The sequence below is a fragment of the Microbacterium sp. zg.Y1084 genome (genome assembly GCF_024623595.1).
GTDB lineage: Bacteria > Actinomycetota > Actinomycetes > Actinomycetales > Microbacteriaceae > Microbacterium > Microbacterium wangruii.
Genome location: NZ_JANJGV010000002.1, coordinates 609,748 through 625,690 on the forward strand (window position 1 = coordinate 609,748; position 15,943 = coordinate 625,690).

Annotated in this window: 16 protein-coding genes; 3 read left to right on the forward strand and 13 right to left on the reverse strand. The window is 71.7% G+C overall.

Features of this window, described 5'->3' with window-relative positions:
* Positions 1-139 precede the first annotated feature (139 nt).
* The 3 genes from NQ165_RS04185 (at position 140) to NQ165_RS04195 (ending at position 3,493) form a co-directional block, all read left to right on the forward strand.
* Positions 140-637, forward strand: coding sequence for a MarR family winged helix-turn-helix transcriptional regulator (locus NQ165_RS04185; RefSeq protein ID WP_257531568.1), 498 nt, complete (start codon positions 140-142; stop codon positions 635-637).
* Between the two features lie 19 nt (positions 638-656).
* On the forward strand, positions 657-1,607 hold the full coding sequence (locus tag NQ165_RS04190; protein WP_257531570.1) for a pseudouridine synthase: 951 nt from the start codon (positions 657-659) through the stop codon (positions 1,605-1,607).
* Between the two features lie 62 nt (positions 1,608-1,669).
* The gene (locus tag NQ165_RS04195; RefSeq protein ID WP_257531572.1) at positions 1,670-3,493 is read left to right on the forward strand and encodes an ABC-F family ATP-binding cassette domain-containing protein; all 1,824 of its coding nucleotides are present in this window, start codon (positions 1,670-1,672) and stop codon (positions 3,491-3,493) included.
* Between the two features lie 6 nt (positions 3,494-3,499).
* Here the strand turns inward: NQ165_RS04195 and NQ165_RS04200 are convergent, their stop codons facing one another.
* The 13 genes from NQ165_RS04200 to NQ165_RS04260 form a co-directional block, all read right to left on the reverse strand.
* Positions 3,500-4,414: an ABC transporter substrate-binding protein gene (locus tag NQ165_RS04200; RefSeq protein ID WP_257531574.1), complete on the reverse strand. Its 915-nt coding sequence runs from the start codon at positions 4,412-4,414 to the stop codon at positions 3,500-3,502.
* Between the two features lie 29 nt (positions 4,415-4,443).
* Positions 4,444-5,178 (reverse strand): ABC transporter permease, encoded by a 735-nt coding sequence (locus NQ165_RS04205; protein WP_257531775.1) that lies wholly within the window; start codon positions 5,176-5,178, stop codon positions 4,444-4,446.
* A complete protein-coding gene (locus NQ165_RS04210; RefSeq protein ID WP_257531577.1) occupies positions 5,175-5,861 on the reverse strand; it encodes an ABC transporter permease in 687 nt (228 codons plus the stop codon). The genes NQ165_RS04205 and NQ165_RS04210 overlap by 4 nt, the downstream gene beginning before the upstream one ends.
* Complete coding sequence (locus NQ165_RS04215) at positions 5,858-6,595, reverse strand: ABC transporter ATP-binding protein (protein ID WP_257531579.1); 738 nt, start codon at positions 6,593-6,595, stop codon at positions 5,858-5,860. The genes NQ165_RS04210 and NQ165_RS04215 overlap by 4 nt, the downstream gene beginning before the upstream one ends.
* Positions 6,592-6,888: a DUF427 domain-containing protein gene (locus NQ165_RS04220; protein WP_257531581.1), complete on the reverse strand. Its 297-nt coding sequence runs from the start codon at positions 6,886-6,888 to the stop codon at positions 6,592-6,594. Before NQ165_RS04220 ends, NQ165_RS04215 begins: the two co-directional genes overlap by 4 nt.
* A 98-nt stretch (positions 6,889-6,986) precedes the next feature.
* On the reverse strand, positions 6,987-8,360 hold the full coding sequence (locus NQ165_RS04225) for a GNAT family N-acetyltransferase (RefSeq protein ID WP_257531584.1): 1,374 nt from the start codon (positions 8,358-8,360) through the stop codon (positions 6,987-6,989).
* A 15-nt stretch (positions 8,361-8,375) separates the two neighbouring features.
* On the reverse strand, positions 8,376-9,311 hold the full coding sequence (locus NQ165_RS04230) for a 4-(cytidine 5'-diphospho)-2-C-methyl-D-erythritol kinase (RefSeq protein WP_257531586.1): 936 nt from the start codon (positions 9,309-9,311) through the stop codon (positions 8,376-8,378).
* Positions 9,308-10,372: an aldo/keto reductase gene (locus tag NQ165_RS04235; RefSeq protein ID WP_308495333.1), complete on the reverse strand. Its 1,065-nt coding sequence runs from the start codon at positions 10,370-10,372 to the stop codon at positions 9,308-9,310. Before NQ165_RS04235 ends, NQ165_RS04230 begins: the two co-directional genes overlap by 4 nt.
* 10 nt (positions 10,373-10,382) lie before the next feature.
* Positions 10,383-11,237: a 16S rRNA (adenine(1518)-N(6)/adenine(1519)-N(6))-dimethyltransferase RsmA gene (gene rsmA, locus NQ165_RS04240; RefSeq protein WP_257531588.1), complete on the reverse strand. Its 855-nt coding sequence runs from the start codon at positions 11,235-11,237 to the stop codon at positions 10,383-10,385.
* Complete coding sequence (locus NQ165_RS04245) at positions 11,234-12,121, reverse strand: TatD family hydrolase (protein ID WP_257531590.1); 888 nt, start codon at positions 12,119-12,121, stop codon at positions 11,234-11,236. Before NQ165_RS04245 ends, rsmA begins: the two co-directional genes overlap by 4 nt.
* Positions 12,118-13,695, reverse strand: a complete 1,578-nt coding sequence (gene metG, locus NQ165_RS04250; RefSeq protein WP_257531592.1) for a methionine--tRNA ligase — start codon at positions 13,693-13,695, stop codon at positions 12,118-12,120. Before metG ends, NQ165_RS04245 begins: the two co-directional genes overlap by 4 nt.
* A gap of 40 nt (positions 13,696-13,735) precedes the next feature.
* Positions 13,736-14,236, reverse strand: a complete 501-nt coding sequence (locus tag NQ165_RS04255; protein WP_257531594.1) for a helix-turn-helix transcriptional regulator — start codon at positions 14,234-14,236, stop codon at positions 13,736-13,738.
* 539 nt (positions 14,237-14,775) lie between these two features.
* Positions 14,776-15,774, reverse strand: a complete 999-nt coding sequence (locus tag NQ165_RS04260) for a LacI family DNA-binding transcriptional regulator (RefSeq protein ID WP_257531778.1) — start codon at positions 15,772-15,774, stop codon at positions 14,776-14,778.
* Positions 15,775-15,943 lie beyond the last annotated feature (169 nt).

The following is a 15,943-nucleotide window of genomic DNA, read 5'->3' on the forward strand; positions in this document are numbered from 1 at the left end:
CGCGCATGGTGCTCCCATCCCCTTCGACGGCCGGGTCTTCTGTGACCGGTCACAGTCTCCGACGGCGCCTCCGTCGCCGCCAGGGGGCAGCCGGTCGTCGTAACCGAACCGTGACCTGTGCGGGACCGATAATGGGGGGATGGCTCAGCAGACGGACGAGGTCGACCGCATCGTCGGTGCGTGGCAGACCCAGCGCCCGGACCTCGACTTCTCCCCGCTGGAGGTGCTGTCCCGGGTGGACCGCCTGTCGCGCCATCTCGACCGCGCCCGACGCGAGGCGTTCCACCGCAGCGATCTCGAGCCGTGGGAGTGGGACGTGCTCTCGGCGCTGCGCCGGGCGGGAGAGCCGTTCCAGCTCAGCCCCAAGCAGCTGCTGCAGCAGACGCTGGTCTCCAGCGGGACGATGACCAACCGCATCGACCGCCTCGTGGCCCGTCGGCTCGTGCGCCGCGAGAGCGACCCCGCCGACGGCCGCAGCGTGCTCGTGACCCTGGCCGGCGACGGCAAGACCCGCGTGGACGCCGCGATCACGCGCCTGGTCGACGCCGAGGCGACCCTGCTGGGCTCGCTGTCCCGCCCCGACCGCGAGCGCCTCGCCGCCCTGCTGCGCAAGCTCAGTCTCAGCTTCGACTCCTGACCGTCTGGGACGATGGAGCATGCCCGTCTCCCCTCGTCCGGTCCGTGACGGTGTCGGCGCCACGCGCCTGCGCGTGCCCGTCACCGGTCCGTGGCCGACGATCGCGGACTACGTCGTGGAGCGCTTCGACCACCTCGACACCGCATCGCTGCACGACCGCTTCGACCGCGGCGACGTCGTCGACGCCGCCGGCGCGGTGGTGCGCCGCGACACCCCCCTGGGTGCGGCGGAGTTCATCTGGTACCACCGGGAGCCCCCCGCCGCGGAGCGCACGGTGCCCTTCGATGAGGAGATCCTGCACCTCGACGACGACCTCGTCGTAATCGACAAGCCGCACTACCTCCCCACGACGCCGGGCGGACGGTTCCTGAACCACACCGCGCTGGTGCGTCTGCGACGCCGGCTCGACAACCCCGACCTCGTGCCCATCCACCGCCTCGACCGCGCCACGGCCGGGGTGCTGATGTTCTCCGCCCGGCCCGCGACCCGCGGCGCCTACCAGTCGCTGTTCGAGCGCCGCGAGGTGCAGAAGACCTACGAGGCGGTCTCCGCTCTGCCCGCCGACGGCCTGCCGCCCTTCCCCCTGGTCCACCGCAGCCACATCCAGAAGTTCCGCGACAGCCTCTGCGTGCAGACCAGGCCGGACCTCGACCCCAACGCCGAGACGCTCATCGAGCTCATCCGCACCGGCACCAGCGGCGGCGGCCACGCCGGTCTCCCGGTCGTGCACACGCGCCTGCGTCCGCGCACCGGACGCATGCATCAGCTGCGCGTGCACCTGGCGCAGCTCGGTCTCGGCATCCTCGGCGACCGCTACTATCCCGAGCTGCTCCCCGAGACGCCCGAGGACGACCCGCAGCGCCCGATGCAGCTGCTGGCGGCCGAGCTGCGCTTCACCGATCCGCTGACCGGGCGGCCGCGGGTGTTCACCACCCGGCGACGGCTGGCCGACGCGCCGCCGCGGGCCTGAGTCGGGGTCACGGCGACAGACCGGGCGGAGCGCCCAGCCGCGCCGCCTACGCTGGAGGGAACATGGCGCATCTTCTCGGGGCCGAAGCCCTGCATCTCGAATATCCCACCCGTGTCGTCTTCGACGGCGTCTCCATCGGCGTCGACGAGGGCGATCGCATCGGCATCGTCGGCCGCAACGGCGACGGCAAGTCCAGCCTCATGGCGATGCTCGCCGGCCGGGTCACCCCCGACGCCGGCCGCGTCACCGTGCGCGGCGGGGTCACGGTCGGCGTGCTCGACCAGGCCGACACGCTGCCCGACGACATCACCGTCGCCGAGGCGATCGTCGGCGACCGCGTCGAGCACGAGTGGGCGGGCGACGCGCGCACGCGCGACGTCGTGGCCGGTCTCGCCTCGGACCTGCCCTGGGACGCCCGCCTCGGCACCCTCTCGGGCGGTCAGCGTCGCCGAGTCGCCATCGCCCGGCTGCTCACCGGCGACTGGGACGTGCTCATGCTCGACGAACCCACCAACCACCTCGACGTCGAGGGCATCGCGTGGCTGGCCGAGCACCTCAAGCGCCGCTGGTCGGCGTCGTCGGGCGCCCTGCTCGTCGTCACCCACGACCGCTGGTTCCTCGACGAGGTGTGCACGCGCACCTGGGAGGTGCACGACCGCATGGTCGAGCCGTTCGAGGGCGGATATGCCGCCTACGTGCTGCAGCGCGTGGAGCGCGACCGTCAATCCGCGGTGATCGAGCAGCGTCGGCAGAACCTCGCCCGCAAGGAGCTCGCGTGGCTGCGCCGCGGCGCTCCCGCCCGCACGTCCAAGCCGAAGTTCCGCATCGACGCCGCCAACGAGCTCATCGCCGATGTCCCCGAGATCCGTGACCCCGTCTCCTTGCAGTCGCTGGCGGTCTCGCGCCTCGGCAAGGACGTCGTGGACCTGCTGGACGTCTCGGTGTCCTACCCCTCGCCCGGCTCGGCGACCGGGACGCGCGAGGTGCTGCGCACCGTCGAATGGCGCATCGCGCCGGGCGAGCGCACCGGCATCCTCGGCGTCAACGGCGCCGGCAAGTCGACGCTGCTCGGCCTCATCGCCGGCACCGTGGAGCCGACTGCCGGGCGGGTGAAGCGCGGCAAGACGGTGAAGGTCGCCACCCTCAGCCAGCGCATGGACGAGCTCGACCCGCACCTGAGCGACCCGGTGCGCGTCGTCATCTCGGGACTGCGCACGAGCTACACCCTCGGCTCGGGATCCAAGGCGCAGGACCTCACGCCCGGCCAGCTGCTGGAGCGCATGGGCTTCTCGAGCGAGCAGCTGTCGACGCCCGTGAAGGATCTCTCCGGTGGGCAGAAGCGGCGTCTGCAGCTGCTGCTGATCCTGCTGGAGCAGCCCAATGTGCTCATCCTCGACGAGCCGACGAACGATCTCGACACCGACATGCTCGCCGCGATCGAGGATCTGCTGGACTCCTGGGCGGGGACGCTGCTCGTCGTCTCCCACGACCGCTACTTCCTCGAGCGCGTCACCGATCAGCAGTACGCGATCCTCGGCGGACACCTGCGGCACCTTCCCGGAGGCATCGACGAGTACCTGCGCCTGCGGCACGCGCAGCAGCGCGCTGCGGATGGCGGACCGGCCAAGGCCGCCGCAGCTCCGGCATCCGCCTCGGCCCTGTCGGGCGCCGAGCGCCGCACCGCCGAAAAGGAGCTGTCGGCCCTGGATCGCAAGATCGAGAAGATGCAGAAGGGTCTCGCCGAGATCGACGTCAAGATCGCCGACGCGGCGGGCTCGACCGCCTACGACGACGTCGCCGACCTGTACCGGCGACGCGACGCGCAGGCGGCCGAGATCGCCGAGCTCGAGGAACGCTGGCTCGAGCTCGGCGAAGCTCTGGACTGACGCGGGTCAGAGCAGACCGTTCTCCTCGAGCCATGCCGAGGCGATGTCAGCAGGCGACATCTGGTCCTCGGTGCTCTGCACGTTGATGGCCACGAGGCCGTCGGGGGTCAGCGCGGCGCTGATCGGGTCGATGATCTCGGCCAGTTCGTCCGCGAGGTCCGCGCTCACCAGCGGCACCACGTTGGATGCCAGGAAGAGCCCTTCCGGGTCCTCGAGCACGACGAGGTCCTGCGTCTGGATGCGCGGGTCGGCGGTGTAGACGTTGGCGATGTCGACCTCGCCCGCCACGAGGGCGTCGACGCTCGTGTCGCCGGTCGCCTCGAAGGTGACGTCGACGCCGTAGGTGTCGGCGAGACCCGTCGGCCCGTACGGGCGCTCGGCGAGCTCGGGCGGACCGCCCAGCGACAGGGGTCCGGCGACCTCGGCGAGATCGGCGATGGTCGTCACCCCGTTCTCATCGGCGAACGCCGCCGTGACGGTGTACGAGTCCTGATCGGTGGCGGTGGACTGCTCGAGCACGGCGAGCGAATCCGGCAGCACCTCGACGAGCGCGGCGTACACGTCGTCCGCCGTGCGCGCCTCGGTCTCGGGGTCGTAGGACTGCAGCAGGTTGCCGGTGTACTCGGGGAACAGGTCGATCGCGCCGCTCTCGATCTCGGGCAGGTACGCGTCGCGCTGGCCGATGTTGAACGAGCGCTCCACGGTGTAGCCGGCGTTCTCCAGCGCCTGCGCGTAGATCTCCGCGATGATCTCGTTCGAGTAGTACGCCTGCGAGCCGATGACGATCGTCTCGCTGTCGCCGGTCTCGGCATCGGTCCCCGGCTCGAGCGGGTCGGACGAGGCGCAGGCGGTGAGGCCGGCCGCCAGGACGAAGGCGGCGGCGCCGGCGATCAGCCGGCGGGAGGTGCGTGGGGTGGGCATGGGTCGTCTCCTCGGTGCAGGGTGCGTGGTCAGGAAGGAACGGGGGCGGTGGCGGTGGCGCGGGCCGCCGTGGGGGCGCCCGTGCGGGCGGCGCGGCCGGCGCGCAGCCCGCGCGGGACGGCGACGCGCTGCAGCACGGCGAAGAGCAGGTCCAGCAGCAGGGCGAGCGCGATCACCAGCAGCGCTCCGCCGAGCACCATGTCGTAACGGCGCAGCGGGATTCCGGCGATGATGTACTGCCCCAGCCCGCCCAGGTTCACGTAGGCGGCGATGGTGACGGTCGCCACGACCTGCAGGGTGGCCGAGCGCAACCCGGCGACCAGCAGTGGCAGTCCCAGCGGCACCTCGATGCGCCACAGCACCTGCCATTCGGTCATTCCCATCGCCCGGCCCGAATCGCGTGTGGCGGGGTCGATGGCTTCCACACCGGCGTACGCGCCGGCGAGGATGGACGGGATCGCCAGCAGCACGAAGGTCACGACGGCCGCTTCGGGGCGGTGCAGCACGCCGAACAGCAGCACCAGCAGGATGAGCAGCCCGAAGGACGGCACGGCGCGCGCGGCGCCCGACACGATGACCGCGATCTCGCGCCCTCGGCCGGTGTGACCGATGAGCCACCCCAGCGGCACCGCGACGGCGGCGGCGAGCAGCACCGAGATGATGGTGAACAGCAGGTGCACCCCGATGGCCGAGCCGATCGCGGCACGCCCGGTCCACTGCTCGGGGGCGAAGATCCAGGCGAGTGCGTCGGCGAAGAGGTTCATGCCGCCGCCCCCACCGGTCGTGCCGCTCGCCGTGCGCGCACGCGAGGCGACGGGGTGCGGCTCCACGGCAGCAGCATGCGCCCTGCGGCGACGAGGAGCAGGTCGATGACGACCGCGATGAGCATGACGGCCACGATGCCGGCGAGCACCTCGGGGATGATGCGTCGCTGCAGTCCGTTCGTGAACAGGTACCCGAGGTTGGTCACCCCGATGAGCACGCCGACGGTCGCCAGCGAGACCGTGCTGACGGCCGCGACACGGAGCCCTGCGAGGATGACCGGACCCGCCAGCGGCAGGTCCACTCCCCAGAACCGGCGCACCGGGCCGTAGCCCATCGCCACCGCCGCGAGCCGCACATCGGGGTCCACCGCGTCGAAGCCGTCGGCGACCGACCGTGTCAGCAGGGCGATGGCGTAGAGGGTGAGCGCGACGAGCAGGTTCACCTCGCTCAGGAAGCTGACCCCGAGGATGCCGGGCAGCAGCGCGAGCAGCGCCAGCGACGGGATCGTGTACAGCAGGCCGCTCACCGTCAGCAGCGCCCCGCGCAGCAGCCGGTAGCGCCACGCGAGCCACCCCAGGGGCACCGCGATCAGGAGGCCGGCCAGGATCGGGATCACGCTCTGTCGGATGTGCTCGAGCGACAGCGACCCGATCAGCCCCAGGTTGTCGATGACCCAGTTCACGGCGCGCGGCGCTCCCGCGCCCCCACGAAGGCCTCGACGAACGGCGAGGCGGGACTGCGGCGGATCTCGTCGGGCGTCCCTCGCTGGGCGATGCGGGCACCCCGCTCGAGGATGATCACCTGGTCGCCGAGGTAGAAGGCCTCCTCGATGTCATGGGTGACGAAGACGATCGTCTTGCCGATGTCGCGCTGCAGCCGCAGGAGCTCGTCCTGCAGCTCGGCGCGCACGATGGGGTCGACGGCGCCGAACGGCTCGTCCATCAGCAGGATGTTCGGTTCGGCCGCCAGCGCACGGGCCACGCCGACGCGCTGCTGCTGACCGCCGGAGAGCTGACCGGGGTACCGGTCGGCCATCACGGTGTCCAGACCCACCGTTCCCATGAGTTCCAGCGCCCGCTCGCGCGCGGCGTCGCGCGGCACCCCGTTGAGCCGCGGCACCGTGGCGATGTTGGCCGCGACGGTGAGGTGGGGAAGCAGCCCGGAGTTCTGCATCACGTACCCGATGCTGCGCCGCAGCTGCACCGCCGGGCGCGAGGTGATGTCGTGTCCGTCGATCGTGATGGTCCCCGAACTCGGCTCGACCATGCGGTTGATCATGCGCAGCAGGGTGGTCTTGCCGCACCCCGACGACCCGACGAACACCGTCGTGCCGTGCGGCGGGATCTGCAGGGAGAAGTCCTCGACGGCGCGGGTGCCGTCGCCGAACGACTTCGAGACGCCGCGGAACTCGATCACCGCTGGTCGCCGACCTGCACGTCCTGCCAGAAGGCCACGTAGCCCGAGAAGTCCTTCCCGACGCGCTCGACGGCGCCGTCCTTCGGCTCCGGATAGGCGAACGCGTTGTCGGCGTGGCCGTCGACGTCGTAGTACTGGCACTCCCCCTTCCACACGCAGGTGTACGGGGTGTCGCTCGGCGTGAGCAGATCCCAGTTCACGCTCGCGGGCGGAAAGTACCAGTTGCCCTCGATGCGGATGAGATCGGCCTCGTCGGCCTGCGCGATGACGGTGTCACCCAGACGTGCTTCCATGGCCGCTCCTCCGTGCCGGTGGGCCTCCCACGCTAGCGAAGAGGGTACGACGAGATCGGGGGTTGCGCGACCGGGATGAGTGGGGTAGCCGACGCGGTCTAGTACCAGAGGCTGAGGCGCGGGGCGGTGTGCCACCAGAAGGTGCGCGCCAGCGCGGCGGCGTCCGAGGAGCGCACGAGGCCGGCGCGCGCCAGGGTCTCCGGCGACACGCCGCCGAGCACGATCGCACCCAGTTCGCGGATGCCGAGGCTCACGGCGACGGCGTCGGCCTGCTCCCCCGCCGCGAGCGCGCGCAGGGTGGCGGTGCCGTCGGGGGCGACCTCGAGCAGGAACCGCCCGCCGGCGATGCCGAGCGGATCGTCCACGTCGAGCGCGAAGCGGCCGGGCGCGGCGTACCGGCGGGCACCGAGCACCGCGGGGACGTCGAGGATCCGCACGTACTGGTGGTCGCGCAGCGCGAGCGTGACGGCGCGCTGGTCGTCGATCATCCACAGCAGCGGCTCGTCGGCCGACTGCTGGTGCGCCCGCAGCGTGGCGATGAGGTCGAGTTCCAGGAGGAAGCGCCACAGCGCCGCATACGCATCGTCGGTCGCGGCGAGGAAGTAGGACACGTCGACGGTGCCCTTGGTGCCGTCGCCTGCGGTGTCCTCGCTGATCTTGAACGACGCCAGTCCCTGCACCTCGCCGTCGGCGTCGGTGTACTGCACGGCGCGGATGGCGCCGGCATCCTTGACGTCGGCGCGCGTGCCGGCGAAGCGGTCCCAGAGGCCGGGCGCCACCTCGATCTCACCCGGGTACCGCAGCCGCACGCGCTCGTGGACGCCGGGCAGGAGGCTGCGCAGGCGCTCGCGCGGGATGAAGTCGACGCGACCGTCCGGCACCGGGCCGGTCCAGCGCAGCCGCTTCGTCTCGATCTCCCAATCAGCCGCGGCGCCGGCGGGTGCGAAGCCGTAGCGGCCGTAGATGGTCGACTCGCTCACCGTCAGCATCGCCGCAGGAAGCCCTGCCGCGGCCGCGGTGCGCAGCTCCCCTTCGACCATCGCGCGTGCGATGCCCCGGCGGCGGTGCGTCGGCGCGACGGTGACGGCCGTGATGGCGCACGCGGCAACGGCGCGCTCGCCCGGCAGCGTCAGCTCGGCGACCCACGAGCCCAGGGTGCCGACGGGGGTGCCGGCCATCGGCGCCACCGGGTCGTAGACGCCGGTGCGGCGCCGGAGTGCGCTGCCTTCGCGGCTGGCCGCGAGCCGCGGCTCGTCGTACTCGCCGTCCTGGAACCCGCGGGCGACCGCCTGCACCCAGTCATCGAACAGCGCGGTGTCGGGTGCGGCCGGGCCGGCGGTGAGGACCCGGTAGTCGAGCCCCCGCTCGCTCAGTGCGGCGGTGGAGCGCAGGTCGGCGGGCTGCTCCTGCCAGTCGCGCACCCGGGCGTCGACGGCGGGCGCCACGGGCGCGGAGTCGTTGTCGGTCGTCATACGGTCTTCCTCTCGTCAGCCGACCACGCGCGCCCCGGCGACGGGACCGTGCACCGTGAGCGCGTCATGGCCGGCGGCGGCCAGGTTCACCCGCAGCTCCATGGCGGCGGTCGGGTCGGCGGTCAGGAACGCCACCGTGGGGCCGGAGCCCGACACCATCCCCGCCAGCGCGCCCTGGGACATGCCGAGCTCGCGCAGCTGGGCCAGCTCCGGGCGCAGCGAGAACGCGGCCTCCTGCAGGTCGTTGTGCACGACGGCGGCCACGGCGGCGGCATCACCGGTGCGCAGCGCCTGCAGCACCGCCGGGTCGACGTCGGGCACGCTCGGCGGCGGCGCGATGTCCGGGGCGCCGGCGCCGTCGCGCAGCCGGTCGAGTTCGCGGTAGACGTCGGGCGTCGACATCCCCATCGGCGTGGCCACGATCACCCAGTCCATGCGGCCCCGGGCGAGCGCGGGGCTCAGCTGGTCGCCGCGGCCGGTGCCGACCGCGGTGCCGCCCATGAGCGCGAACGGCACGTCCGCTCCGAGTCGCGTGGCCAGGCGCTGCAGGTGCGCCGGCGACAGTCCGGCGCCCCACAGCGCGTCGCACGCCACGAGCGCGGCGGCGGCGTCGGCGGACCCGCCGCCCATGCCCCCTGCCACGGGAACGGCTTTGCGCACCTCGAGGTGCACGCCGCCGTCGTAGCCGATCTCGCCGGCGAGCAGCCTCGCGGCGCGCACCGCGAGGTTGCGGTCGTCGACGGGCACGCCGCTGACGTCCACGACGCCCTCGACCTCGATCGTGAAGCCGTCGGCGTGCGAGGCGTACACGTCCTCGTAGGCCGACACCGCCTGGTAGACGGATGCCACGTCGTGGTAGCCGTCGTCCTGCACGTCCCCGACCTCGAAGAAGACGTTGATCTTCCCGGGCGCCCGCACGTGCACGCGTCGGGAGGATGCCGTGGAGGTCACGAGTCCGCCGACTCCCACATGCCGTCGCTCATCCCGTCGGAGAGGGCGTCGATGCGCTCGAGCTCCTCGGTGTCGAAGGCGGGACCGGTCACGGCCGCCAGGTTCTCGTCGAGCTGCTCGGGGCGCGACGCGCCGACCAGCGCCGAGGCGACGACGTCGTTGCGCAGCACCCACTGCAGCGCCATCTGCGCCAGGGTCTGACCGCGCTCCTTCGCGATGGCATCCAAGCCGAGGAGGCGACCACGGCCGCGCTCGGACACCGTGTCCCGCGGCAGCGACCACCGGGTCACCGAGCGGTCCGCCGGGGCGTCACCGAGGTACTTGTCGGTGAGCAGGCCCTGCGCGAGCGGCGAGAAGGCGATCGCGCCGAGACCCTCCTGCACCAGCGCGCCCGTGAGGCCGTCCTCGATCCAGCGGTTGGCGAGGGAGTACGACGGCTGGTGGATCACCAGCGGGGTGCCCAGGCTCCGGGCGATCGCGGCGGCCTCGACGGTGCGGGTCGCGCTGTAGGAGGAGATGCCGACGTAGAGGGCCTTCCCCTGACGCACCAGCGTGTCCAGCGCCCCGATGGTCTCCTCGAGGGGGACGGTGGGGTCGTCGCGGTGGGAGTAGAACACGTCGACGTAGTCCAGCTGCATCCGCCGCAGCGACTGCTCGGCGCTGGCCAGCACGTACTTGCGGGAGCCGCCCTCACCGTACGGACCCGACCACATGTCGTAGCCGGCCTTGGACGAGATGATCAGCTCGTCGCGGTAGGGGGCGAAGTCCTCGCCCATCATGCGGCCGAAGTTGGTCTCGGCGGCGCCGTAGGGCGGACCGTAGTTGTTCGCGAGGTCGAAGTGCGTGATGCCGATGTCGAACGCGTGGCGCAGCACGCTGCGCTGGTTGTCGAACGGCACGTTGTCGCCGAAGTTCCACCACATCCCGAGCGAGATGGGGGGCAGGACGAGCCCGGAGGCTCCCACGCGCCGGTAGTCGACGGCGCGGTAGCGGTCGGCGGCGGCCGTGTAGGGCCGATGCAGGTCGGCGACGGGGGGCTTGGAGCGGGCGTTGTCTGTCACCCCACCCACGCTAGTGCGCGAGGGGGTCCGCGCGCGCGATCCTCAGGAAGTCGTCCACCACGAGCTCCTCGCCCCGCGCGGTCGGCGCCACGCCCGCGGCCTCCAGCACGGCGGATGCCGCGGCGGCGCTGCCGCCCAGCACGCTCGACAGCGCCTGACGCAGCATCTTGCGGCGCTGCCCGAACGCGGCATCCACGATCGCGAACGTACGGCGACGCTCTTCCTCGGTCCCGCGCGGCTCGGCGTCGCGACGGAAGCCCACCAGCACGCTGTCGACGTTGGGAACGGGCCAGAACACCTGGCGCGAGACCGTGCCCGCCAGGCGCCACGGCCCGTACCAGGCCGCCTTCACGCTCGGCCCGCCATAGGCCTTGGTGCCGGGCTTCGCGGCGAGACGCTCCCCCACCTCGGCCTGCACCATCACGACACCGCGGTCGAGGTGGGCGAAGGTCTCGAGGAAGTGCAGCAGCACGGGCACGCTGACGTTGTAGGGCAGGTTGGCCACGAGCACCTCGGGGTCGCCCGGAAGCTCGGTCACCCGCAGCGCATCGGCGTCGACGACCGTCAGCGCGCCGTCGGGCACACCATGGTGGGCGGCGGTGGCGGCCAGCCGCTCGGCGAGGCGGTGGTCGATCTCGACGGCCGTCACGGTCGCGCCGGCCTCGAGGATGGCGAGGGTGAGCGACCCGAGCCCGGGGCCGACCTCGACCACGCTGTCGCCGGGGGCGACACCGGCGACCTGAACGATCTTGCGCACCGTGTTGGCGTCGACGACGAAGTTCTGTCCGAGCTTCTTGGTCGGGGTCACGTCGAGCTCGGCCGCCAGCGCGCGGATCTCCGCCGCGCCGAGCAGGGTGACGGTCATGGTGTCTCCTCGAAGGGGCCGTAGACGGCGAGGGTGTTGGCGGCCAGCTGGGCGCACAGGTCGTCGACGCCGAGCTCGAGCTCGGCCGCCAGGAACCGCACGGTCGCCGGGATGAGATAGGGGGCGTTGGGCCGGCCGCGGTACGGCACCGGAGTGAGGAACGGTGCGTCGGTCTCCACGAGGATCCTCTCGCGGGGTGTCACGGCGAGGGCATCGCGGAGGTTCTGGGCGTTTTTGAACGTGACGTTCCCGGCGAACGAGAGGTAGTACCCGGCGTCGGCGGCGATGCGGGCCATGTCGGCGGCCCCCGAGAAGCAGTGGAACACCGTGCGGTCGGGGGCGCCGACCCGGCGGAGGGTGGCCAGCACCTGGTCGTGGGCGTCGCGGTCGTGGATCTGCATGGCGATGCCGTGGCGCTTGGCCATGGCGATGTGCGCTTCGAAGCTCTCGTACTGCGCCGGCAGGCCATCGGGACCGGTGCGGAAGAAGTCGAGCCCGGTCTCGCCGATCGCGCGCACCCGCGGCTGCGCGGCGAGATCGTCGATGGCGGCGATCGCCTCGGCGAGCATGCCCTGCTCGGCATACGCCGGTGCCTCGTTGGGGTGGATCGCCACGGCAGCGAGCACCTGCGGGTGGGATGCCGCGGCCCACGCGGACCAGCGGCTGGAGTCGATGTCGCCACCGGCCTGCACCACGCCGATGACGCCGACCGCGGTGGCCCGCGCGAGCTGCTCGTCCAGACTCAGCCCGACCTCGCCGTCCTCGATCTCGAGGTGGGCGTGGTTGTCGTACACCGGCACCGCCAGCGGCTCAGGGGCGGGCGGATAGCTGACGTCGCGCGCACCTTTCTCGCGCTGCCGTGTGTACTGGCTGGGGTCGGTCATGCGCTCTGTTCGACGCGGGGGAACAGCGGCGCGAGCCCGCTGACCGAGGCGCCCGCGGGCAGCTGGCCCCAGGTGCCCGCAGCGCGGATCGGCTGGTCCTGGAGCGCGCCGAGGGTCGCTGCCGCGCCCAGGGCGTCCCACAGGATGCCGGTGGCGTGCGGCATGACCGGCGACAGCAGCACGGCGAGGGCGCGCAGGCCCTCTGCTGCGGTGTACAGCACCGTGCCGAGGCGCTCGCGCTGCGCGTCGTCCTTGGCCAGCGCCCACGGCTCGTTCTCGGTGATGTAGAGGTTCAGCGCGTCGACGATGGTCCAGATCGCGTTGATGGCCTCGTCGGGGCGGAACCGCTCCATGGCGGCATCCGCCGCGGTCGCGGCATCGGCGACGGTGCGCTGGATGTGCAGGTCGGCGTCGGTGTACTCGCCGGCCGGCGGGATGATCGCTTCGAAGTAGCGCTCGATCATCGCGACGGTGCGGGAGGCGAGGTTGCCGAAGCCGTTGGCGAGCTCGGCCTGGTAGCGGGCGGAGAGGTCCTCCCACGAGAACGAGCCGTCCTGGCCGAAGGCGATGGCCGAGAGGAAGTAGAACCGGTAGGCGTCGGAGCCGAACACGTCGGTGATCTCGGTGGGAGCGATGCCGGTGAGCTTGGACTTGGACATCTTCTCGCCGCCGACGAGCAGCCAGCCGTGGGCGAAGACGCCTCGGGGCACCTCGAGGCCGGCGGCCATCAGCATGGCCGGCCAGATGACGGCGTGGAAGCGCAGGATGTCCTTGCCGACGACGTGGTAGGCGGGCCAGCGGCGCTCGAACTGCTCGGGGTCGCTGCCGTAGCCGACGGCGGTGGCGTAGTTGAGCAGCGCGTCGACCCACACGTAGATGACGTGGGACTCGTCCCACGGCACCTTGATTCCCCAGTCGAACGTGGAGCGCGAGATGGAGAGGTCCTTCAGCCCGTTCTTGACGAAGGAGATGACTTCGTTGCGCGCCGAGTCGGGGCGGAGGAAGTCGGGCACCGTCTTGTAGAGCTCGAGCAGCTTGTCCTGGAACTCGCTGAGCTTGAAGAAGTAGTTCTTCTCCTGCAGCAGCTCCAGCGGCTTGGAGTGGATCGCGCAGACCTTGAGACCTTCGAAGGCTCCGGTGCCGTCGACGATCTCGGACTCCGGCTTGAACTCCTCGCAGCCGACGCAGTACAGCGCCTCGTACTCACCGGCGTAGATGTAGCCCCGGTCGTACAGCGCCTGGAAGAAGACCTGCACGTTGCGCTCGTGGCGCTCCTGCGTGGTGCGGATGAAGTCGTCGTTGGCGACGTCGAGCGTCTCGAGCAGCGGGAACCACGACTCGGTGACGAGCTTGTCGACCCACTGCTGCGGGGTGACGCCGTTGGCGGCGGCGGCGCGCAGCATCTTCTGGCCGTGCTCGTCGGTGCCGGTGAGCATCCAGGTGTCGTCGCCGCCCTGGCGGTGCCAGCGGGCGAGGGTGTCCACCGCCACGGTCGTGTAGCCGTGACCGATGTGCGGCACGTCGCTCGGGTAGTAGATCGGCGTCGTGATGTAGAAGGATCGGCCTGAAGTCACCCGTCGATTCTAGGCGGGCCGCCGGCGCGGATGCCGACGGTTACGGCCGCGGTACCGGCCCCACCACGGGCGGCACCGGATACAGGCCCGCCTCGGGGTCGGCGGCGACCGGCGCCGTCGTCTGGCGACCGCGGTGGCCGCGCGACGGCTCGCGCCCCGGCCCCTTGCGCGGCACGGGTCGCCCGTCGAACGAGACGCCGCCGAGGGGATCACGCTTGTTCCGCAGGTCGGAGTCCCAGCCGAGACCGCCCGCCATCATGCGGCGCAGCCGCTTCACCGCGGTTTCGAGCCGGCGCAGGCCGTCGTTCGTGAGGAAGTACCAGCGCCACCGTTCGTCGGCGCGCACGTCGACGAACCCGGCATCCCGCAGGATGCGCAGGTGCCTGGAGACCGCGGTGCGCGAGATGCGGAACTCCCCGCCTACTGCGGCGGCGAGCTGGCCCGCGGTGTGCTCGCCGCTGGCCAGCACCTCGACCAGCCGCCGCCGCACGGGCTCAGCCATGGCCTCGAACGGGTTCACGTTCTGCGCGTGCGTGTCCATGGGCGCACGCTACGCGCGCCCCCCGACACGAGGCGCGCCGGCGCCGCGGCCGAGCTTCCCTCGCCGACCGCCCTCGGAAAGCGCCGAGTTTCTCTCTTTTCGCCATGTGAGTTCCCGCTCACACGCGGTCCCCGCTCGCCCCGGGTAGCCGCCCGCGCCGGGTCTGCGCCCGGGCCGCAGCTGACTCGGCTGCGTGAGCGGGAACTCACATGGCCACAGCGCGCCCGCGCGGAGCCGGCTGAGGCGGCGGGACGGTTGTCGGAACAAGGCGGGACGGTTGTCGGAACAAGAGGCTCACGTCGCGCTGTGGAGAGGTCGCCCGCAACCTCGAGATGCGTGAGCGCGAACTCACATGGCGGATGGAGTCGCCGAGTCGCTGCGTCACCGAGGCGCCGAGTCGCCGGCGCGGCGAAGCCGACCCCGACTGACGTGCGACCGGGAACTCACATGAGAAATCGAGAGAACGTCGGCGGCAGGCGATCCTGCGGCGGCCGTCGCACGAACGGGACGGCAGGGAGCTCACGCGCGAGCGGCGGCGGTCAGGCGCTGTCGCGCACGATCAGCGTCGTCGGCAGCACCACATCGTCGCGCGGGATGCCATTGGTCACGTCGATGAGGATCTCGACCATCGCCCTGCTGATCTGCGCCCAGGGCTGGCGCATCGTCGTCAGCGGCGGGTCGTGCGTCTCGGCGAGGCCGGAATCGTCGAAGCCGGCGACGGCGATGTCCTCCGGCACCCGCAGTCCCGCGCGGCGTGCCGCCGCGATGGCGCCGACGGCCATGACGTCCGAGGCCGCGAACACCGCGTCGATGTCCGGTGCCCGCTCCAACAGCCGCGTCATCGCCTCAGCCCCCGCCTCCCGCGAGTACACGTCCTGCTCGACCAGCTCCGGGTCGAACCGGTCGCCCATCTCCTCCCGGAAGCCGACCAGGCGGTACCGGCCCCCGGAGGTGTCCTCGGGGCCCGTGATCACGGCGATCTTCCGGTAGCCGCGATCCATCAGGTGACGCGTCATCACGCGCGCCGACGCCACCTCGTCCACCGACACGGTGGGCACGTGGGCGCGGTACCCGAGCGGCACTCCGGTGCACACCGTGGGGACACCTGCGTCGATCAGCGACGCGAGCAGCGGATCCGACTCGTGCGAGGAGATCAGCAGCACGCCGTCGACGTGACCGGCGCTGACATAGTGCTCGACATTCGCCCGCTCGTCCGCCGTGTCGGCCACCAGCAGCACCAGCGTCATCGACCGCTGCGCCAGCGCCTCGGTCGCACCGCGCAGCAGCAGCGCGAAGGTGGGGTCCGAGAAGAGCAGGTGCTGCGGCTCGGTGAGCAGGAACGCCAGCGAGTTCGACCGACCGGTCGCCAGGCTCCGCGCGGCATGGTTCGCGGTGTAGCCGGTGCGGCGGATGGCATCCTCGACGGCCTGGCGCGCGTCCGGCGACACCCAGTGACCGCCGTTGATCACGCGCGACACGGTGCCGCGTGACACTCCGGCGGCCGCCGCGACGTCTCGGATCGTCGGGCGGCGGCGCATGTCGCTGCTCTCCTCCACGTGCAGGACTTTACCCCCGTCCCCTCCCGAACTGTGACCGGTCACAGTTCGGTAACGCTGAGCGATCTTCAATCCCCGGATCACGTAGGCTTGCCGACAACACCTGGGACCGGTCACAGCCCGACACTGCGGTCCCCTGACCCGAGGATGT